The following is an 18964-nucleotide window of genomic DNA, read 5'->3' as shown; positions in this document are numbered from 1 at the left end:
GTTTTGATTTGAGAGTGATCATGAAACGGATTGTGTTATTAGTAGCGGCCCTGTTGGCGATGCCCGGACTGGCCCAAGCTTGGTGGAACGACGACTGGGGATATAGAAAGAAAATAACCATAGACGCCCAGCAATTGCAGCAGGGCGGCGTGACGCCGGTAGCGGAAGGCTTGGTGCTGGTGCGTTTGCATACCGGCAATTTTAGCTTCTTCGCCGATTTGGGCGAAAACGGCAAAGATTTGCGCTTCATGGCCGGCGACGATAAAACCCCGTTGAAGTTTTATATCGAGAAAATCGACCCGCTCAATGAGATGGCTTTGATTTGGGTGAAACTGCCCAAGGATATTGCGACGACCGACGAGCCGATGTTCTGGATGTATTACGGTAATCCCAAAGCCGTGGATGGCCAGGATGCGCCGGGTATTTTCGATGTGGCGCAAGCGGTGGCCTATCACTTCGAGGCCGGTCCGGTGAAAGACGCTACGGCGTACGCCAATCAACCGGCTACCGCTACGCAAACGGTCGTGGAAGGTGGGGCCATTGGCGAAGCTGGCGGTTTTAACGGCAGTCAATCGATACGCATTGCGGCAACGCCCGCCATTCAGATGGCTGTCGAATTTGGCTGGACAGTTTCGGCATGGGTGAAAATCGATCAGGCCCAAACCGACGGGGTGATATTTGCGCGCGATGGGCTGATTTTATCTGTTAGAGGTCAAACCCCGGTTTTGGAAGTTAATCGTAAGCAGTTGGTCAGCTCCGCCGATCTGAATTTGGCCACTTGGCAGTATTTGTCGGTCGCCGGTAACAAGGACGGTTTCACGCTATACGTGGACGGTAAGCCGGTCGGTATCTTGCCGGCGAGTGTGCCGTCGCTGTTGGGCGATATGAGTATCGGCGCGGCGGTGGACGGTTCACGCGGCTTAGTCGGCGCCATTGACGAGTTCGGTATTGCCAAAGTGGCGAGGGATCAGAATTACCTACAATTCGCGGCGCTCATGCAAGGCCAGTCGTCGGCATTGTTGAACTACGGCGAAGACAGCACGCCCGACAGCGAAGAGGGTGGCGAATCCTATTTGATGTCGACGCTGGATAACGTCACCGTGGACGGCTGGGTCATCATCGGTATTCTGGGGGTGATGTTTGTCGTCAGTACCTTGGTGATTGTCAGCAAGGCGATTGTCTTGAATCGCACGCGTAGTGAAAACAAAAAATTCGAAGAAGCCTTCAGCCAATTAGGCGCCAAAAATATTAGCAATCTGGATCACCAGGACGAAGACGGCCAGGAAGATTATGACGAATCGCCGTTGTTGCTGTCCTTGACCGGCAATCATGCGGCTTTTGCCGGCTCTTCCATTTATCGCATCTACCATGTCGGCGTGCAGGAAATGAATAAACGTCTGGCTAAAAGCGTGGGTGCCGAAGCGGCCGAACAAGGCTTGTCCGCCCAGGCATTGAATGCGGTAAAGGCCTCCATGGATGGCGTGTTGGTCCGGGAACTGCAAAAACTTAATTCGCAAATGGTACTGCTGACCATCGCGATTTCCGGCGGACCGTTCCTGGGATTGCTGGGGACCGTGGTCGGGGTAATGATTACCTTCGCGGCGATTGCGGCCAGCGGCGAAGTGAATGTCAACGCTATCGCACCGGGTATCGCAGCGGCCTTGGCGGCTACCGTAGCCGGTTTGGGCGTGGCGATTCCGGCTTTGTTTGCCTACAACTATCTGGGCAGCATCATCAAGGCGGTGACCGCCGACATGCATGTGTTCGTCGATGAATTCGTCGCCAAACTCGCCGAGCAGCATAGCTGAGTTGAAAAGAAATGTAAGTCGGATTAGGCGCTAGTCTTAAGCCGGCATGTTGGCTTCGATGTGCCGGATTGCGCTCTATCGAGCGAACCCAACTTCCGAAACCCGATCTGTGGATCACGAGAATACTCAATGAAAGTTCAAGAAGAAAACGCAGCGTACGACGAAATCAACGTCACGCCGATGCTGGATTTGGCTTATGTGTTGCTGGTGGTGTTCATTCTGATGACCACGGCGGCCGTGCAAGGCGTGCAGGTCAATCTGCCCAAGGCCAGTAATACGCCCAGTTTGGCCAAGCCGCAAACCAAAGCCATCACGGTGACGGCGGACGGTACTTTGTTTCTGGATACCTTTCCGGTGACGATGGAGCAACTGGAATCGACGTTGATGCAATACAAGGCCGCCAATCCGGAATTGCCGGTGGTGGTTAAGGGCGATGCCACTGTCCAGTACCAAAGCGTCGTCGATATTCTGGCTTTGCTCGGCAAACTGGAAATTACCCAGGTTGGTCTGGTTACCCAAAATCTGACCAAATAAAGCCTTGCGACATGTCAAACAAGAAACATTGGCGGGTTTATATACCGATGCTTATCGCTGCCGTAATCGCCGCTATCGCGATTTTTTACGTCGTTAAGATCATTATGGAGTTCGTCGACAAAAAGCCGACGAAAAACGAGAAAAAAATTCAGGCGGTTACCTTATTTAAACCTCCACCCCCACCGCCGCCACCGCCGAAAGTAGAAAAGCCGCCCGAGCCGGAAATCAAGGAAAAAATCAAGGAACCCGATCCGGAACCCGAGCCTGAGCCGGAACCCGAACCGGAACAAGCACCGCCGCGCGACCTTGGCCTGGATGCCGAGGGCACGGCCGGTTCGGACGGTTTTGGTCTGGCAGCCCGTAAGGGCGGCACCGGGCTGTTCGGCGGTGGAGCCGGCAACCCGTTTGCCTGGTACGGCGGTTTGGTCAAGAACGGCATTCTGAACATTCTCAGCAGCCACGAAGAATTGCGCCGTAAAGGTTATACCGCCATCGTCAAGGTCTGGCTGAAAGCCGACGGCTCTGTAGAACGGGTGGAATTGGCCAAGGGCAGCAACGATGCGGACATAGACGAATTGCTCAGCCGCTTGTTAAACAAATTCGACCGAGTCGCGGAGGCACCGCCGCCGGGCATGCAGCAGCCGATTAAGTTAAAAATTTCATCACGTATTTAAGTATCCACAGGTAAAACAATGGCGAAGAAAAAACAGCTGATGGCCCTGGCACTATCAGGGCTGATCGGCACCGTGCAGGCCGGAGAAAAGGAAGAGTTGCTGAAACTGCGCAATACCACCACTAATTTGATCAAACAACTGGTCAAACAAGGCGTGATTACCGACAAGGCTGCTAACGAGATGATCAAGCAAGCCGAAGTCGAAGCGGGCCAGCAGGTGGCTGAAGCCAAGGCCTCCGGTGCCAAGGAAGCGGTGCCGGCCGATGAAGTGCGCGTGGCTTATGTGCCTGACTTCGTCAAAGACGAGATTCGTCAGCAGGTGCGCAGTGAGCTGCGCGAAGAAGTGGTCGGCGATGTGATGCAAAAGGCCAAGAACGAGCAATGGGGTATGCCGAATGCGCTACCTGACTGGATCAAACGCTTCAAATTATCCGGTGATATTCGTCTGCGCTCGCAGCATGAATACATGGCCGACGAAAATATCGCCAATTCTTATATCGATTGGCAGGCGGTTAACGAAAGAGGCGGTCTGAGCGCGGCGGGTGTGGATCAATTCTTGAATACCACTACTGACAGACAACATTTCCGCGAACGCTTGCGCTTGGGTATTGATGCCATTGTCACTGATGGATTGAAGGCCGGTGTGCGTTTGGCCACGGGTAATCAACGCGATCCGGTATCCACCAACCAGTCTCTGGGATTTACCGGGCAAAAATACGATTTCACCGTGGATAGGGCTTATCTGCAATACGATGCGTTCGACGATAACAAATTCAAATGGCTGACCTTGTCGGGCGGTCGTATCAAGAATCCCTGGTATACCGGCGGCGGCGAATTTACCGGCGGTAGCGAATTGGTGTGGGATACGGATTTATCTTTCGAGGGTTTTGCCGGCACTGTGCGCCACCGTTTGGGCGGTTCGGACAGCTTGATGGCCAACGACGATCAAACCCATTCCGTGTTTGCCACGGCGGGTGCGTTTCCGCTGCAAGAGTCGGCACTGAGCAGCGATAAATGGTTGTTCGGCGGTCAGGTCGGGGTCGATTGGGGCTTTATCAATCAAGACAATTTAAAGGCGGCGCTGGCTTATTTCGATTATGTCAACGTCGAAGCCAAGCAAAATACTAGCGTTTTAGGTACTTGCGATCTCAATACGCGTGGCAATACCGCTTCACGGCCTGAATTCATGCAGGGCGGCAATACCTTAGCGTCGATCTGCCGAGAAGGCACCGGGGCGTTGGCTTCCAATCCGGGTATGGTCGGCTTGGCGTCCGATTACAACATTGTCAATGCCAATATTTCCTACGAAATGGCCATGTTCGCTCCCTATCGCTTGCGCTTAAGCGGTGATTACGCCAAAAACGTCGGCTTTAATAAAGCTGCGGTCAGCCGGATGCTGAACGGTACCGTGGTCGAGGGTAAAACCAACGCCTGGCAGTTTAGGGCGGATTTCGGTTGGCCGCGAGCCGAGGTGGCCGGGCATTGGAATGTGTTTGCCGCCTACAAGTACGTGGAGCGCGATGCGGTATTGGACGCTTTCACCGATTCCGACCTCCACCTCGGCGGTACCAACAGCAAAGGCTGGTTCATCGGCGGTAACTATGGCTTGATGAAAAACGTCTGGCTGACCGGTCGCTGGTTGAGTGCCGATATCATCACTGGACCCCCTCTCGGTATCGATGTGTTGCAGATCGATGTCAATACGCAATTCTAGGTAGGTTGCCAATGAACACATTTCCGATAGTTGCCGTTTTATTTCTGCTTGTCAGTAGCGGCTGGTCTGCCGGTCAGGCCGCGCCGCGTGAGGCCGCCAAGAACGACGGCGCCGTGTTAAAGCTGCAAGCCATGGTCAAAAGCCTGACGGCCGAGCGGGATGCGGCAAAGGCCGAATCGGCCAAGTTAGCCGAGGATTTACAAGAGCTTGAGCAGTTGAAAAAAGCCCATTCGGCGGCGGTTGCAGCCAAGGAGCAAATCAGCAGCGAGTTGTCCGCGCAGCGAAACTCCAACGGCGAGGTGCGAGAGCGTTTAGAGAAAACCAATGCCAGACTCTCCGACGTGATTGAAAAGCATAAGGAAGTGAGTCAGGCTAAAGCGGATTTACAGGCGCAATTAGCCGCAATAAATGCCAAGCAGCAAGCAACTGAACAGCAATTGGGTGTTTGCGATACTCATAATGTGAAACTTTACGAGGCTGCCAAGGAATTGCTGGAACGCTACGAAAACAAAGGCGCACTGGCTAGTGTGTTGCAGAATGAAGCCTTGCTGCAATTCAATAGTGTCGAAATGGAAACCATTGTTCAGGAATATGAGGACAAGTTGAACGCCGGTAAATATCAAAAACAATCCGCTGCAGATATCGGCACAGCGCCGGCTGGCGTCCAATAGTTTCTGTACTCAGGTGCGGCAACATGCCGCACCTCGACCCTCGCCGATTTACCGAAAGCCTTAAGGCTTGGTCGCGTAAATAAGTTAAAATCCCAAAAAGCGGCGCTCCATCATGGCGGCTACATAATCAAACGCACGAATTATCGAGAGACTAATGGCAACGAAACAAAATTTTTTAAAAAATCTAGGCATTGTTGTGTTATCGACCGGCTTGGTGGCCTGTAACGGCGCCGATGAACGGAAAGCGAAATACATGGAAGAAGGCAAACAGCTATATCAAGCGGGCGATTATGAAAAAGCGTTGCTTGCCTATAAAAACGTGCTGCAAATCGATCCTAAGGACTGGGAAACTCACTTTCAAATCGCGGAAGCCCTGAGCAAGCAAGGCAAAATCGAAAATGCCTTTAAGGAATATAGTACCGTCGTTGCCGGCAACGAAAATCACGTGATGGCGCGGGTGCGGGTCGGCCAGTTGTTATTGTTGAATCGTGCGGTAGACGATGCAGAAAAAATGGTTGGCGAAGCGTTGGCGAAGGAACCGGATAATGTCGAGGCGTTGGTGTTGTTCGCCGGCGTACAAGCAGCCAAAAATAACAGCGACGGCGCGATTATGACGGTGGAGCGCGCCTTGAAAAACAGTCCGGACGATGTGCCGGCGACGTTGATGATGGCGTCTATTAAGGCGCGTTTGGATAAAGTCGATGAAGCGATTGTTTTATTGAAGCAAACTATTGAAAAGAAGCCCGATAATGTTGCATTGCGCAGCATGCTGGCCGGCTTGTACGCTAAAAACAATCAGATTGCCGATTCAGAGGCAATGTTGGTGGAAATTGTCAAACTGGAGCCGCAGCAATTACAGCATTACCGTACGTTAGCTTTGTTCCAAGTCGGTACCAAACAAGTCGATAAAGCCGAAGCTACTCTGCGCGACGCGGTCAGCAAATTGCCGGACAACGATACCGCCAAGACGTATTTAGTCGATTTCCTGTTGGAAAAACGCAGTCCGGAAGTGGCGATTGCCGAGCTGTTGCCGATGATAGAGCAAAAGCCGCAAGCGTATGAGTTGAAATTCAAACTGGCCAATATCCAGCTTTCCAAAAAGGAAATCGATAAGGCCGAAGCGACTATGAAAGAAGTCGTCGAACAGGATAAGTTGGGACCGAGCGGCATCACCGCGCGGAATAAATTGGCTGCCTTGTATGCCATGACCAAGCGTGGCGACGAGGCTAAAGCCTTGATCAAAGAAGTGTTGGATAGCAATCCGCGCGATGCTGAGGCTTTGACGCTACGTGGTCAGTTTGCCTTGGGTGAAAACAAAATTCCCGATGCAATTTCCGATTTTCGCTCGGTATTGGTTGATCAACCCAATAATATCGGCGTATTGAAAATGCTGGCCGCGGCCCATCTGCGCAATAACGAGGAAGAACTGGCCAGAGAAAACATGGAAAAAGTGGTTGCCGTCGCACCGGGCGATGAGACCGCCCGGCTGGATTTGGTTGGCTTGCATATGAAAGCCGGGCACCAGGATCAAGCAAAACAGCAGCTTGAAGCACTGATGAAAGCCAATCCGAAAAGTCTGAAAGGCTTGGAGGCGATGTTTAAAATGGAGTTGTCGCAAAAGCATTGGGATAAGGCACAGGACATTGCTAAGCAGGTGCAACAGCTATCGGATAAGGATGCCACCGGCTTTTACATGTCCGGCTTGGGCTATCAGGCGGAAGGTAAGTTGGAAGCCAGCACAGAAGCGTTTCAACAGGCCCTGGCGCGTAAGCCTGATGCGATTGAGCCTTTGACCGAGATGGTAAAAAGCTATTTGGTATTGAAGCAGTCGGATAAGGCTATCGGCAAATTGCAGCAAGTCATCAAACAGCAGCCGGATCATTTTATTGCCTATAACCTGATGGGCGGCGCTTATCTGAACGAGCAAAAATTCGCGGACGCAAAAACAGCTTACACAAAGGCTTTAAGTATTAAACCGGATTGGTATAGCCCTTATCGGAATTTGGCCCTGATCGAACTGGCGCAAAAAAATAAGGCCGAAGCCATCGATATTTATAAAAAGGGTATTGAGAAGACTAAGGGCGCATTGGAGTTGGTCGATGATTTGGCGCGTTTGTATCATCGCGATGGTCAACATGAGCAGGTTCTGGCGCTATACGAAGAGTCTTACAAACTGCATCCGGATTCGGTGGTTGCGGTTAATAATCTGGCCAGTTACTTGTCGGATTTTTCGTCCAGTCCGGATAGTTTGGAACGTGCCGCCAAATTGGCCGAACCTTTGTTGCAGACCAATAACCCTAACATGATGGATACGGCGGCTTGGGTTGCCTATAAACAAGGCAATTACGACAAGGCTAAAGAGATCATGTTGAAAGTGATCGAACGCGATCCGCAATCACCGATCAGCAATTATCATTTGGGTATGGTCTACTTCAAGCAAAACGATCCGGTTAAAGCCCGCGAGTATTTGCAAAAAGCGGTCGATAAAAAAGTGGAATTCGACGGCTTGAATGAAGCGAAGGATGTTTTGAGTAAACTCTGATAGGAAATGCAGTGACGTGGCTACCGCAAGTAGCCACGTCAAACCGGTCTAAACCCCGGTATAGCCGATTTTATTATCGGTGGCTTTATTGAATACTGTCCCCAGTACGTTGGTGTCTTTTAACAAAGAGGCTGCGTGCTTCAACTGCTCGGTCTTGGTATGACCTTCGTCGATCACCAATAACACGCAATCCACATATGGCGAGAAACCCAGCGTATCGTCGTGCGATAAAATCGGCGGCATATCGAAAATAATGATACGCGAGGGGTAACGGCTTTTCAGTTCGTTAACCAGTCGTACCATCTTCGGCGAGCGCAGCATTTCCGTCGAGTTAAACAAGGGTTTGCCGGCCGGCAGCACTACCAGACGTTCAATGCCGGGGTTAATCAGCATCGAGCTTAGTTCAGTGTCGTTCAACAAATAGTCGCTTAGACCCGCGCCCGGTTGAATGCCGAATAATTGGTTTATGCTGGGATTCTGGAAGTTGGCATCGACCAGCAGGGCGGTGCGGTCAAGTTCCATCGCCATGCTGATGGCTAAATTCGCGGCCGTTAAGCTATTGCCGGTGCCGTCGCTGGGGCTGGTGATAGCCATCGTCTTCCATTCCATTGCGTCCATTTGTTGCAGGCAGCGGGTGCGCAGCATTCGGTAGGATTCCAGCCATTTGCCGGGCTGCGCCGCGGAAATAATCCGGTTTTGCTTCAGTAAGTTTTGATCCGGACTGTGTACCCGGGTTTGGGTATAAGCGATACTGACTTTGTCGCCCGGTTGATTGGCTAATGAAGCGGCCGCTGGATTGTTTTTTTCCACGAGGTTTTCAATGGGGTTCATAAATTTTCCCTTAACTGATTAATTGCCCACGACACGTAGTAATTTGTACCAAAATACATCTAGCGGCATGACGATAAAATGAAAAGCAACGACAGCCAGAATGCCGGCTATTGCCATGCCTATCAACAACAGCCGTCTTTCGTTTTTATAAGCTTGATGTTCTTTTTGGCTTTCAAAATAAGGTATCGAAGCCAAAGGTTCCACGCCCAGAATCGCGGCGACTGCTTTTGGGCTATTGATGGTCGAATCCAGCATTTCGGTCAACGCGACTGCGCCAAAACCGCTGGCCAAAGCCAACACCATACCCAATACCATAATTGCAATTCGATTAGGGCTAACCGGTTGCAACGGCTCTTGCGGAGGGTCGATTAAGGTGAAGCGCTCGCCTTTTCTTTCCATCTCCAATTGTTGCGAGATTTGCGCCTCCATTTCACGGGCGCTTACTTCCCGGTAGCGCAGATTGGTATTGTCCAGATCCTGAATCAAATCCATGTATTCTTTTTCAACCAATGGCGATTGGCGTAGGCTTGAGCGCAACTCTTCCATTTTGCTCTGCACACGGCCACGAGTGAAATTCAAAGACTCTATCTCCGTATTCACCGAAGCCAGCTGAGATTTCAAGGTGATATAGGCGGGATTATCCGGTTGAATGTTGGCGTTACTGTAGTCGCTTTGTTTCGCTGTGCTCAGGCTTTGTTGCAAGGCGCTGATTTGTTTTTGCAGTTTCACGACGTCCGGATGTTTGTCCGAATACTGTTTCAACAACAAGGCCAATTCGGCTTTTCTGTCGGTTAGTTCGCCATTCATCGCGTTTAGATCGGTATTGGAGCCGATTTCTTTCTGTAATGAGTCGATTTCCCGTTTGATTTTAATCACATCAGGATGGCTGGCGGAGTGGTTAGATAATACGGATGGATATTGCGATTGCAGTTCCTTCAAACGGTCTTTCATGTCGAACACCCGATTGCCCACGGCGTTGGTGGCCATGGTGTTGGGATCGATTTGCGCCAGTTCGCCTTCAAGGTAATAACGCCTATCTTGCAGTGTTCGCTCTTGGCTATCCAATTGCAATAACTGGTTACTCAAGGAGGTCAGTTCTTGCTGGTTCATGGCGCTGATTTGCGGCAGTTGATTCAGGTTTTTTTCCTTGAACGTAGCCAGGTTTTGTTGAATTTCCTGAATTTTGGCTTTAAGGCGTTTGGATTCCTCGCTCAAAAACAATGCCGCATTTTCGGCGGATTCGGTGCGCGATTTGATGTTTTCCTTAAGGAATAAGGAAGTTAATTCGTTGGCTACTTTTTGCGCAAGCGGTGGCGATTTGTCGTCGAATGTCAGTGTGAAGGCGATGGTGGCTTGTTGGGCCGGGCCGCTTTTATTATTGGCAACGTCGGCACTGATGGTTTCCACTTTTATACTTTTACGCATTTTTTCCAGAATCACTTCTTCCGGTTTTTTTTGCCGTTCCTCGGCGTAGAGATCGTATTTCTTGATGATTTCGGTCAAATTCGGTCGGGTCATGATCCTTTGGCTGATCATCTGAATCCGTTGGTCCGCGAAGGTGGTGACGGTGGAATGCACCAGTTCGGCAGGGATTTCTTGCGCTTCGATCAAAATGGTGGAAGTAGAGCGGTACACAGCCGGTAACAGCACTGCCAAAACGATGCTGATTAGCGCGATGATTAGAAACGGAATAATCAAAAACTTTCTGCGTCGTTTGATGATTTTTAGGTAGTCCTTGATGTCGATGGCTTGATTTTCCACGCTATTTCACCTGACGATTGATTTGAGGTTGATAAGAGAATTGCAGTTGTACGCTATCGCCGGTTATGGTCTGATTGTTCGACTCGATTACTTGCTGGCGATAGCTATAAGACAGATCCAAATTGATTTCCGGCGTCCAGCGCCATTGAACATTCGGTGATAGGGTAATGAAAGTGCGGTTATTCGTTCTGGTGGTATCGTTACTAAAAGTGGATATCGATTCAGATAACAAGTAATTGGCGTTGATACCGGTAGACAAGCGTTCGGTGAGATTGTAACGACCTCGAGCTGAAAATGTGGTTGAGGTTTGCTGCTGTCCGGTGCTGGCCGGGTTGAGCTGTTGTCCGGCACTTAAGCTAAAGTCACCCCAGTCGCTTTTACGAGCCAAGCTTGCCGAAAACACATTGCCCAAGGTGTTTTTGGATAAGGAAGACCGACTATTAAGCTCCGGCGCAGGGTTTGACGAACTGGTGAATTGCGAGCTGTCAGTTGTTGTGTCGCGAATCCCTGCTGAAAATGCTAATTGGGTCTGCTCGTCAAATAGATATTGCACACCCGCTTGGTAAGTGAACGTAGTCGATTTTTGGCTGAAGCCTGTTGTTATTGGCGCGGTTTGATAAAATCGCAATGGTACAGGAAAAGGAAAAGGATTGAAAAGACCGGTTCCTGGGCTCTCGTTTGCCGATTCATACACCGAATACGCACCTGTCAGGTTAAATGACAAGCGTTCGGTATAGGCATGGCTGGCCGTTGCCGAGTATTGTTGGAAACTATAATCCGAGTAATTGAGGTTATTTATCAGGTTTTGCGCTCTGTCATATGCCACATCCTGGTAGCTATAACCCAATTGTAAGGAGTTTTTTTCGCTCAGATTGTAAGTGACAGTCGGAGAGACTGATTTGGTGTTTCGTGGCACGAGAAGTTGTACGCCACGTGCTTCGTTGATCTGTGTTGGGTCGATTACTGTAGGGTCGAGTTGGTTATTGATCGAGGATTCTTCCGCGTAGCTAGCAGCCAGATCGGTTTTGAAGCGTTCGCCTTGATATTTGTGGCTGAGGTTGACGAGTTTTTCGGAAAAATCCAGTGCCGAATCGCTGCTGTAAATCAACTCATTCCATCTGAAGCGAGTATTCAATTCGTTGTCGTCGGCAAGATACCCGAACATTACGCCAGGGGATATGGTGCTGATCAGATTGCTATGTGTTGGATTGATCTGCATGCGTACATTATTGTCATACCGCTCCCTAAAATTAAATTCAGGTTTGAACAACAAATCCAGCGCATAGCCGTCTGTGCTGAACAGAACCAACGCGGGTAGCAAAAAATCCGTTTTTATCTTCATAGATAGTGCTTCTATCTAGTTCCGTTTAGGGTACGGTGACCGTGTCTCCCGGTTCCAGCAGGATGTTTTGTTCCAGATCTTCGCCATCAATCACATCGCTATAGTCGAAAGGAAACACTTTAACTTGATCGCCGGTGCGGCGAATAATGCTGATCGAACCTTCCTTGGCAAACACGGTCAGGCCGCCTGCCAGACTTAGTGCTTGCAGAACGTCCAGGCGTCTGCCGGAAAATACTTGTCCCGGTTTATTGACTTTACCTATCACGAAGATGGAGTTGCCCTGGTTGTTGAGTAATTTAACCGAAATCGATGGGTCGGATATGTAGTCGGCCAGCCTGCTGGTCAAATTATCTTTCAGTTCGGTAATGGTTTTGCCGGCGGCGCCGACGGTACCGATCAAGGGGAAAATAATCGTGCCGTCCGGGGAAATCAGGATTTGCAATTGTTGCAAGCCTTCTTCTTTCCAGACCGTGATTTCCAATGCGTCGCCTGGAGACAGCTGATAAGCCGCATAGTTGGTCTGTTCGATAGTCACCGTCGGTGCCGGGCTGGTGGTAGCGTTTAGAGGATCTATGGGCGGCGCGGGTGGGATCTGGGTTTCCGGTTCCGCTAAGGCAGTGGTGGAGCAAAGCAGACAAAACGAGAAAAGAGTAATTATCTGTTTCAAAATGTATTCCTTTATGATGTTATTGAGGTTGCAATCCGTACGTTCCGAACCAAACGCCAAAGTAGGGCCGGATTTTAATAACGGAATATAACAATAATAAGACGATCCCAAACGCAGTCGTCGGTGAGAAACACCTAGACATTTCATGCGATTATAACCGGGAATGGCTGTGTTTTGTTCGAATTAGACTGTAATTTAACCAAATATTAATAAAGCTTTCGGAGTAAGGCGATGATGGTGAACGAATTTCTACAACGTGTTAAGTCTGGGCAAGCGGTCCAATTTCAGGAAACCATAGCGGTTATCGCCGAGCATTATCAATACCAACCTACTGAATTCAGTAACGGTTTGCAACAACCTTTGGTCAACGACCCGGGCTGTAACGAGGGCTCTTGCAAGATTTTTGCATTCGCCAAATTGCAACAACTGACTGTCGAACAAACTCTGGCGCTATTCGGCGATTATTATCGCCAAGACGTGTTGGGGAATCCGGCCGGCAACGATCATCAAAATATCAGGCACTTCATGCGCGATGGTTGGGGCGGCATTGTGTTTAAAGGCGAGGCCTTGCAAGCCAAATAATGGCTGTGCAAATCGATGTGTTGCTGGTCGGTCAGGGTTTGGCAGGTAGTTTACTGGCCTGGGAATTATTGCAACGGCAATCGCGCATAGTGGTGGTGGATGACGGAGCCGAAAGCGCCTCGCAAGTCGCAGCCGGTTTAATCAACCCGGTTACCGGCCAGCGCTTGGTCAAGCAGGTGGATGTCGAAACATTGCTACCGGCCGCGCTGCATGCTTATCGGCAACTCGGTACGCAGTTTGGCCAATCCTTTTATCTGCAAATGCCGATGCTGAAAATTCTGCGCAGCGCTAAAGAGCTTGAAATCGCCGAGCGCCGGTTACGTCAGCCGGATTATCGCGACTATTTGACGGGATTGGCACACGCTCCCGAACGAATCGACGCGCCGAACGGGGTGTTGCAACAGCGGCAAACCGGCTATTTACGGACTGAAGCATTGTTGAGTCAGCTGCGCGATTTTTTTTCGAACAAAAACTGTTATCGGCGCAATAGCCTGCATTACAGCGATATTCACCTTGAACCGACTTTGCGGTGGCAGGGTATCTATCCGCGGCACATCGTGTTCTGCGAAGGCTATCAGTCGGTTAGCAATCCATGGTTCAAGTATTTGCCTTTCCAATTGGCAAAAGGCGAAATACTCGGTTGTGAGAGCAGGCAAGATATTCAGCAACAGATTTTGAATTACGGGCATTGGCTGATTCCATTGGGGGCCGGGCGCTTTAAGACCGGCGCCACTTTCGATACCAATCAGCTAGATAATTTGCCGACCCAAGCAGCGAAAACCGCATTATTGGCGAGCTTGCGTGCGGTTTGTCCTCAACAGCGATCCCTTGATGTTTATCAGCATCGGGCCGGAATCCGGCCGGCCACGCAGGATAAACAACCATTTATCGGCACTCATCCTCGACATTCGCAACTGCATATTTTCAATGGTTTTGGCGCCAAGGGCAGTTTGGCTATCCCCTGGTATGCCGCACGGTTTGCCGATTACCTGCAACAGAACGCCGGCTTGCCGCCAGCCTGTAATATACGCCGCTATGATAAATCGCATTTCCCTGCTTGAAATTGCTCACGATATCGTCGGCTCATACCTTGAGCCGGACGACATTGCGCTGGATGCGACGCTGGGCAACGGTCACGATACGGCGTTTTTGGCGCGGAGCGTTGGAATCGGCGGGCATGTGTTTGGCTTCGATATTCAGCCGCAAGCGCTGATCAACAGTTTTCAGCGTTTACTTCAGCATGATTTGCAGCGCCGGGTGACACTGCGTCTCGCCAGCCATGCCGATATGCTGTCCCATGTTCCCGAGCAATGGCATGGCCGGGTCAGGGCGGTGATGTTCAATCTGGGTTATTTGCCCGGTGCCGACAAAACCGTGATTACTCAATTAGAGTCCACGCTGGCCGCCTTGGATGCCGCGTGCGATTTGTTGGCGCCGCGTGCCGTGATCACGGTATTAGCCTATCCCGGTCACGCCGGCGGCGATCTGGAAGCCAAGCAGTTGGCGGCATGGTGCCGGCAGTTGGATGGGGCGTGTTTCAGTTCGGAAGTTGTGCTTAGCAGTCACGACAAGCCCAGCGCGCCCCGGCTTTTTGTTATTCGCAAACAAGCCGATCTGCTATGATTGCGCTCCTTTTTTACTAGTAACAGATGTGCATCATGTCAGAATTCAATAACGTCACCATCGTCAAACAGGCCAATGTCTATTTCGACGGCAAAGTAAACAGCCGCACGATACGTTTTGCCGACGGTTCTTCAAAAACCTTGGGATTCATGCAGCCCGGCGAATATACCTTCAACACGGCTGAGCCCGAGTTGATGGAAATTCTGGCCGGGGAGTTGCAAGTGTTGCTGCCTGGTAACGATGCCTGGCAAACCGTGAAAGGCGGCGAGTCTTTCAATGTACCTGGCAACGCGGCATTCACGATGAAGGTGAGTATTGCCAGCGATTACTGTTGTTCTTTTTTGAAGTAAGCGCTGGATGGAAAAAGTAGCGATTTTTGTCGACGTCCAGAATATTTACTACACCACCCGGCAACGCTACCAGAAACATTTCAATTACAGCGCGTTTTGGCAGCAGGCAACCGCGGGTAAACAGGTTGTCGCTGCCATTGCTTATGCCACTGATCGCGGCGACAGCAAGCAGCAGGGTTTTCAGCAAATCCTGAAAAACATCGGTTTTACCGTCAAACTAAAGCCCTATATCCAGCGCCGCGACGGCACCAGCAAGGGTGATTGGGATGTGGGGATCACGTTGGATGTAATGGATTATGCTGCGCGGGCGGATCGCATTATTCTATTGTCCGGCGACGGCGATTTCGAGTTGCTGTTGCAAAAGGTGCGCAACGATTTTGGCACTGCCAGCGATGTTTACGGGATTCATAGTTTAACCGCACCGGCCTTGATTCAGGCAGCCGACAATTTTATCGCGATAGCCGGCGCACTATTGCTGTAAAGCGTTTCCAACGGATCACCTATTTTTTGTCGGGGTCTTCTTCCACCAATTCTTTGCCTTTCTCTGCGGAACTGGCGGCTTCTTTGGGCTCGGTAGCGTTTTGATTGTTTCTACGAGCAAAGGTATCGGGTTCGTCGCTGCCGAACAAGCCGCTGATTTTTTCCCACATCGAGCGTTCCAGATCGCGTTTTGGTACATCGACACTGGTTTCCGTGGATTCTTTGACGACCGGCATCGAACTGGGCCTGAAATCGCCTTGCACACCCATCAAATTGTCGCCATTGAAAAATAAGGACACCCGTTTTTGTACCCGGTCTTCGCCGCCCGGTTGTTCGGAATATAAATAGTCCCAGCGTTTTTCGTGGAAGGCATCGGATAGCATTGGCGAACCCATAATGTAGAGCACCTGGCGTTTAGTCATATTCGGCCGGAGCTGATTGATCATGCTTTGATCGATGATATTGCCTTGCTCAATATCCAGCGTGTACACGCCGGGTAAGTTGGTGAGGATGGTACTGCAAGCGCTAATCGATAAACTGGTGACGGCCGCTAGCAAAAAAGTCGATTTTTTCATGAGGAGTGAATGGAGTCTGACGACAAACGATGGGCCATTATCCCATAATTCTGTCAGCGGCTCGGCGCAAAAAACGATACAATGTTGCGGATTATCGGTTTAAAGGAGGCGGGCTTGTGGAAACTCAGGATTTGCGTAATGCGGGCTTAAAGGTGACCTTGCCCAGAATCAAAATTCTGGAGATTCTGGAAAAACAGCAGGATGACAGACATTTGTCGGCCGAAAAGGTGTACAAAATCTTGCTAGCTGAAGGCGAAGAAATCGGCTTGGCGACCGTCTATCGTGTGCTGACTCAGTTTGAAGCTGCTGGCTTGGTAAATCGTCACCATTTTGAGGGCGGCAACTCGATATTCGAACTGAATAGCGGCGGTCACCACGATCATGTAGTCTGCATGAAGTGTGGAAAAGTCGACGAATTTACCGATGACGTCATAGAAAAGCGCCAATCGGAAATTGCCCTGAGACTGGGTTACACGCTTACCGATCACAGTCTATATCTTTACGGCTACTGCGCCGCTTGTAAACCCCCAAAAGCCTGAGCATGTTTAAACCTCTCATCCTGTATATCGGGTTACGCTATACCCGCGCCAAAAAACGCACTCAATTTATCTCGTTCATCACCTTAACCTCCGTGCTTGGTATCGCCCTGGGTGTAACCGCCTTGATTACCGTGCTGTCGGTGATGAACGGTTTCGAAGCGGAATTGCGCGAACGCATTCTCGGTATGACCGCCCACAGCACCATTACGGGCCGCTACGGTCAGCTCGACGATTGGCAAGCCTTGGAGCAGCGTACGCGCAGCATGCCGCATGTAGAGGGCGCGGCACCGTTTATTCACGGTCAAGTCATGGTCAATGCCGACCGCCAAGTCAGCGGCACGTTGCTGCAAGGCGTGCTGCCCGAATACGAAGCCAAAGTATCGGAAGTCGCCAACAAAATGATGTTCGGTAGTTTGAACGATTTGGTCCCGGGCGAATTCGGCATTGTCTTGGGTGCCGAGTTGGCCAGTTACTTGGGCGTCATGATGGGCGATAAAGTCACCATCATCACCCCGCAAATTAACTCCACGCCTGCTGGTATCATGCCGCGCATGAAACGCTTCACCGTGGTGGGCGTGTTCAAAGTTGGCATGTACGAATACGACCGCAACATGGCGCTGATGCATCTCGATGATGCCGGCAAATTGTTCCGCTTGGAGCAAGCCGTATCCGGTTTGCGTTTGAAGCTTGATGATTTATTCAACGCCCCGCGCATCACGCAAGGCTTGGCTGACACGCTGGGTGATGAGTTTCGGGTTAGCGACTGGACCAAGGCTCACAGTAATTTTTTCCGCGCCGTGCAAACCGAAAAGCGGGCGATGTTCATCATCTTGTTGCTGATCGTCGCGGTGGCGGCGTTTAACATCGTTTCCACGCTGGTAATGGTGGTCACCGACAAGCGCGGTGACATCGCCATTCTGAAAACTCAGGGTTTATCCAACGGTTCGGTCATGGGCATTTTTATTGTTCTGGGCTGCATCATCGGCAGCATAGGCACCTTACTTGGTACGGTTGGCGGCGTGTTGCTGGCTTTGAATGTGGAAACCATCGTGCCGGCCATCGAAAAAGCCTTTGGCGTGCAGTTTATGGCAGCCGATGTGTATTACATCAGCGAAGTGCCGTCAAAACTGATTTGGACCGATGTGTACTGGATAGCCTGTGTGGCGTTTTTACTGTCCTTGCTGGCGACACTGTATCCAGCTTGGCAGGCGGCGCGTATCAATCCGGCCGAGGTGTTGCGTTATGAATAATGCCATCGTCTTGCAATGCCAGCAGTTAACCAAGCGTTACGCGCAGGGTGACCTTAACGTCGAAGTGTTGCGGGGCGTCGATCTGGCGATTCAAGCCGGTCAACGCGTCGCCATTATGGGCGCGTCCGGTTCCGGGAAAAGCACCTTGCTGCATCTGTTAGGCGGTCTGGAAAAACCCAGCTCCGGCTCGGTGATGCTGGATGGCGCCGATTTGCATAAGATTAGCGCCGGCAAACTCAGCCAACTACGCAATCGCTCACTGGGTTTTATCTACCAATTTCATCATCTGCTGGGCGAATTTACCATTCTGGAAAACGTCGCCATGCCGCTGTTGATCGGCAATCAATCGATCAAGCAAGCCCAGCAACAAGCCGCCGAATTGCTCAAACGCGTCGGCCTGGGACACCGCATGCTGCATAAGCCCGGCGAATTGTCCGGCGGTGAACGGCAGCGTGCAGCCGTGGCTCGGGCTTTGATCAATCAGCCCAAGTGTGTTTTGGCCGACGAGCCGACCGGTAATTTGGACAGCAAAACTGCCGAGCAGATTTATCAGCTGATGCTGGAGTTAAACCAGGAATTGCAGGTGAGCTTTTTGGTGGTGACGCATGATCCGGATTTGGCGGCAAGGATGGATCGGGTGTTGTATATGGAGGATGGGGTGATTGTGCCGGAGCGGGTGCATCATTCTTGATAATGCAGGTCGTCGGGGTTATGTGTCGCTAACGCGAAGGTTTTTTGAATGTCGGGTCTCGGCCCGACAGCCGAGTAACTTTTCTTTGTTTGGCCAAAGAAAAGTCACCAAAAGAAACGCCACCCGGATGCCGCTTTGATCCTGCGCTCCGGAGCTTTTATCGAGGGTCGGCAGAAGGGGCTTCCCAGCCCCTCTGCCGACGCACCGCATCCATGCGGTGCCCCTTCGGGCTGATCTCGATAAAAGCTCCGGTGCTCGGCGCGGCATACGGGAGCTCCCCCCCCCCCGCCAAATCCGCGGCTTATTATTTACGAAGCTTGGTAGGGCGTAT

19 protein-coding genes are annotated in these 18964 nt (G+C 51.0%); 14 read left to right on the top strand and 5 right to left on the bottom strand.

What is annotated here, in order from left to right; translation table 11 throughout:
* The first annotated feature begins 20 nt into the window (after window positions 1-20).
* The 6 genes from METH11B_RS0105605 to METH11B_RS0105580 all read left to right on the top strand — a co-directional run bounded on the left by METH11B_RS0105605 (window position 21) and on the right by METH11B_RS0105580 (window position 7942).
* Window positions 21-1808 carry a DUF2341 domain-containing protein gene (locus METH11B_RS0105605; protein ID WP_026601183.1) on the top strand — a complete coding sequence of 596 codons (1788 nt, stop codon included), beginning with the start codon at window positions 21-23 and terminating at the stop codon, window positions 1806-1808.
* 129 nt (window positions 1809-1937) lie between these two features.
* Window positions 1938-2342, top strand: a complete 405-nt coding sequence (locus tag METH11B_RS0105600; protein ID WP_020482301.1) for an ExbD/TolR family protein — start codon at window positions 1938-1940, stop codon at window positions 2340-2342.
* Between the two features lie 11 nt (window positions 2343-2353).
* Window positions 2354-3016 carry an energy transducer TonB gene (locus METH11B_RS0105595; protein ID WP_036275632.1) on the top strand — a complete coding sequence of 221 codons (663 nt, stop codon included), beginning with the start codon at window positions 2354-2356 and terminating at the stop codon, window positions 3014-3016.
* An 18-nt stretch (window positions 3017-3034) separates the two neighbouring features.
* A complete protein-coding gene (locus METH11B_RS0105590; RefSeq protein ID WP_026601181.1) occupies window positions 3035-4729 on the top strand; it encodes a putative porin in 1695 nt (564 codons plus the stop codon).
* Between the two features lie 11 nt (window positions 4730-4740).
* Window positions 4741-5400 carry a hypothetical protein gene (locus tag METH11B_RS0105585; protein ID WP_026601180.1) on the top strand — a complete coding sequence of 220 codons (660 nt, stop codon included), beginning with the start codon at window positions 4741-4743 and terminating at the stop codon, window positions 5398-5400.
* Between the two features lie 154 nt (window positions 5401-5554).
* Window positions 5555-7942, top strand: a complete 2388-nt coding sequence (locus tag METH11B_RS0105580) for a tetratricopeptide repeat protein (RefSeq protein ID WP_026601179.1) — start codon at window positions 5555-5557, stop codon at window positions 7940-7942.
* A gap of 48 nt (window positions 7943-7990) precedes the next feature.
* Here METH11B_RS0105580 and METH11B_RS0105575 read toward each other — a convergent pair whose 3' ends face one another.
* The 4 genes from METH11B_RS0105575 to METH11B_RS26245 are packed head-to-tail and all read right to left on the bottom strand — an operon-like array spanning window position 7991 to window position 12543.
* Window positions 7991-8773 carry a CpsD/CapB family tyrosine-protein kinase gene (locus METH11B_RS0105575; RefSeq protein ID WP_026601178.1) on the bottom strand — a complete coding sequence of 261 codons (783 nt, stop codon included), beginning with the start codon at window positions 8771-8773 and terminating at the stop codon, window positions 7991-7993.
* A gap of 18 nt (window positions 8774-8791) precedes the next feature.
* Entirely contained in the window at window positions 8792-10534 is a 1743-nt protein-coding gene (locus METH11B_RS0105570) for an LPS biosynthesis protein (protein WP_026601177.1), read from the bottom strand.
* Between the two features lies 1 nt (window position 10535).
* Window positions 10536-11876 carry a TonB-dependent receptor gene (locus METH11B_RS0105565; RefSeq protein WP_026601176.1) on the bottom strand — a complete coding sequence of 447 codons (1341 nt, stop codon included), beginning with the start codon at window positions 11874-11876 and terminating at the stop codon, window positions 10536-10538.
* A gap of 25 nt (window positions 11877-11901) precedes the next feature.
* On the bottom strand, window positions 11902-12543 hold the full coding sequence (locus METH11B_RS26245) for a polysaccharide biosynthesis/export family protein (protein ID WP_231499587.1): 642 nt from the start codon (window positions 12541-12543) through the stop codon (window positions 11902-11904).
* Window positions 12544-12774: 231 nt separating this feature from the next.
* On the opposite strand from METH11B_RS26245, the gene METH11B_RS0105555 reads away from it, so the two are divergent.
* The 5 genes from METH11B_RS0105555 to METH11B_RS0105535 are packed head-to-tail and all read left to right on the top strand — an operon-like array spanning window position 12775 to window position 15579.
* The gene (locus METH11B_RS0105555) at window positions 12775-13125 is read left to right on the top strand and encodes a HopJ type III effector protein (protein ID WP_026601174.1); all 351 of its coding nucleotides are present in this window, start codon (window positions 12775-12777) and stop codon (window positions 13123-13125) included.
* Window positions 13125-14186, top strand: a complete 1062-nt coding sequence (locus METH11B_RS0105550; protein ID WP_026601173.1) for an NAD(P)/FAD-dependent oxidoreductase — start codon at window positions 13125-13127, stop codon at window positions 14184-14186. Before METH11B_RS0105555 ends, METH11B_RS0105550 begins: the two co-directional genes overlap by 1 nt.
* Window positions 14161-14748 (top strand): tRNA (mnm(5)s(2)U34)-methyltransferase, encoded by a 588-nt coding sequence (locus tag METH11B_RS0105545; RefSeq protein ID WP_026601172.1) that lies wholly within the window; start codon window positions 14161-14163, stop codon window positions 14746-14748. The genes METH11B_RS0105550 and METH11B_RS0105545 overlap by 26 nt, the downstream gene beginning before the upstream one ends.
* Before the next feature lie 35 nt (window positions 14749-14783).
* Window positions 14784-15098, top strand: a complete 315-nt coding sequence (gene ppnP, locus METH11B_RS0105540; RefSeq protein WP_026601171.1) for a pyrimidine/purine nucleoside phosphorylase — start codon at window positions 14784-14786, stop codon at window positions 15096-15098.
* 7 nt (window positions 15099-15105) lie between these two features.
* Window positions 15106-15579 carry a LabA-like NYN domain-containing protein gene (locus METH11B_RS0105535; protein ID WP_026601170.1) on the top strand — a complete coding sequence of 158 codons (474 nt, stop codon included), beginning with the start codon at window positions 15106-15108 and terminating at the stop codon, window positions 15577-15579.
* A 19-nt stretch (window positions 15580-15598) separates the two neighbouring features.
* On the opposite strand, the gene METH11B_RS0105530 is transcribed toward METH11B_RS0105535, so the two are convergent.
* Entirely contained in the window at window positions 15599-16153 is a 555-nt protein-coding gene (locus METH11B_RS0105530; RefSeq protein WP_026601169.1) for an outer membrane protein assembly factor BamE, read from the bottom strand.
* Window positions 16154-16269: 116 nt separating this feature from the next.
* On the opposite strand from METH11B_RS0105530, the gene fur reads away from it, so the two are divergent.
* From fur to lolD, 3 genes are read left to right on the top strand one after another with little or no spacing between them, the layout of a single operon-like run.
* Entirely contained in the window at window positions 16270-16692 is a 423-nt protein-coding gene (gene fur, locus METH11B_RS0105525) for a ferric iron uptake transcriptional regulator (protein ID WP_036276943.1), read from the top strand.
* A gap of 2 nt (window positions 16693-16694) precedes the next feature.
* Window positions 16695-17942 carry a lipoprotein-releasing ABC transporter permease subunit gene (locus tag METH11B_RS0105520; protein ID WP_026601167.1) on the top strand — a complete coding sequence of 416 codons (1248 nt, stop codon included), beginning with the start codon at window positions 16695-16697 and terminating at the stop codon, window positions 17940-17942.
* Window positions 17935-18633: a lipoprotein-releasing ABC transporter ATP-binding protein LolD gene (gene lolD, locus METH11B_RS0105515; protein ID WP_026601166.1), complete on the top strand. Its 699-nt coding sequence runs from the start codon at window positions 17935-17937 to the stop codon at window positions 18631-18633. Before METH11B_RS0105520 ends, lolD begins: the two co-directional genes overlap by 8 nt.
* Window positions 18634-18964: the final 331 nt, after the last annotated feature.

It is taken from the genome of Methylomonas sp. 11b, from assembly GCF_000515215.1.
Taxonomy (GTDB): Bacteria; Pseudomonadota; Gammaproteobacteria; order Methylococcales; family Methylomonadaceae; genus Methylomonas.
This window is presented reverse-complemented; position numbering and strand designations above follow the sequence as displayed.

Bases quoted from the DNA above. Each gene is read 5' to 3' on its own strand.
- METH11B_RS0105575 (WP_026601178.1), bottom strand. From the start codon at position 8,773: ATGAACCCCATTGAAAACCTCGTGGAAAAAAACAATCCAGCGGCCGCT.
- METH11B_RS0105555 (WP_026601174.1), top strand. From the start codon at position 12,775: ATGATGGTGAACGAATTTCTACAACGTGTTAAGTCTGGGCAAGCGGTC.
- METH11B_RS0105565 (WP_026601176.1), bottom strand. From the start codon at position 11,876: ATGAAGATAAAAACGGATTTTTTGCTACCCGCGTTGGTTCTGTTCAGC.
- METH11B_RS0105585 (WP_026601180.1), top strand. From the start codon at position 4,741: ATGAACACATTTCCGATAGTTGCCGTTTTATTTCTGCTTGTCAGTAGC.
- METH11B_RS0105600 (WP_020482301.1), top strand. From the start codon at position 1,938: ATGAAAGTTCAAGAAGAAAACGCAGCGTACGACGAAATCAACGTCACG.
- METH11B_RS0105580 (WP_026601179.1), top strand. From the start codon at position 5,555: ATGGCAACGAAACAAAATTTTTTAAAAAATCTAGGCATTGTTGTGTTA.
- METH11B_RS0105605 (WP_026601183.1), top strand. From the start codon at position 21: ATGAAACGGATTGTGTTATTAGTAGCGGCCCTGTTGGCGATGCCCGGA.
- METH11B_RS0105520 (WP_026601167.1), top strand. From the start codon at position 16,695: ATGTTTAAACCTCTCATCCTGTATATCGGGTTACGCTATACCCGCGCC.
- METH11B_RS0105590 (WP_026601181.1), top strand. From the start codon at position 3,035: ATGGCGAAGAAAAAACAGCTGATGGCCCTGGCACTATCAGGGCTGATC.
- METH11B_RS0105550 (WP_026601173.1), top strand. From the start codon at position 13,125: ATGGCTGTGCAAATCGATGTGTTGCTGGTCGGTCAGGGTTTGGCAGGT.
- METH11B_RS0105530 (WP_026601169.1), bottom strand. From the start codon at position 16,153: ATGAAAAAATCGACTTTTTTGCTAGCGGCCGTCACCAGTTTATCGATT.
- ppnP (WP_026601171.1), top strand. From the start codon at position 14,784: ATGTCAGAATTCAATAACGTCACCATCGTCAAACAGGCCAATGTCTAT.
- METH11B_RS0105535 (WP_026601170.1), top strand. From the start codon at position 15,106: ATGGAAAAAGTAGCGATTTTTGTCGACGTCCAGAATATTTACTACACC.
- METH11B_RS0105545 (WP_026601172.1), top strand. From the start codon at position 14,161: ATGATAAATCGCATTTCCCTGCTTGAAATTGCTCACGATATCGTCGGC.
- lolD (WP_026601166.1), top strand. From the start codon at position 17,935: ATGAATAATGCCATCGTCTTGCAATGCCAGCAGTTAACCAAGCGTTAC.
- METH11B_RS0105595 (WP_036275632.1), top strand. From the start codon at position 2,354: ATGTCAAACAAGAAACATTGGCGGGTTTATATACCGATGCTTATCGCT.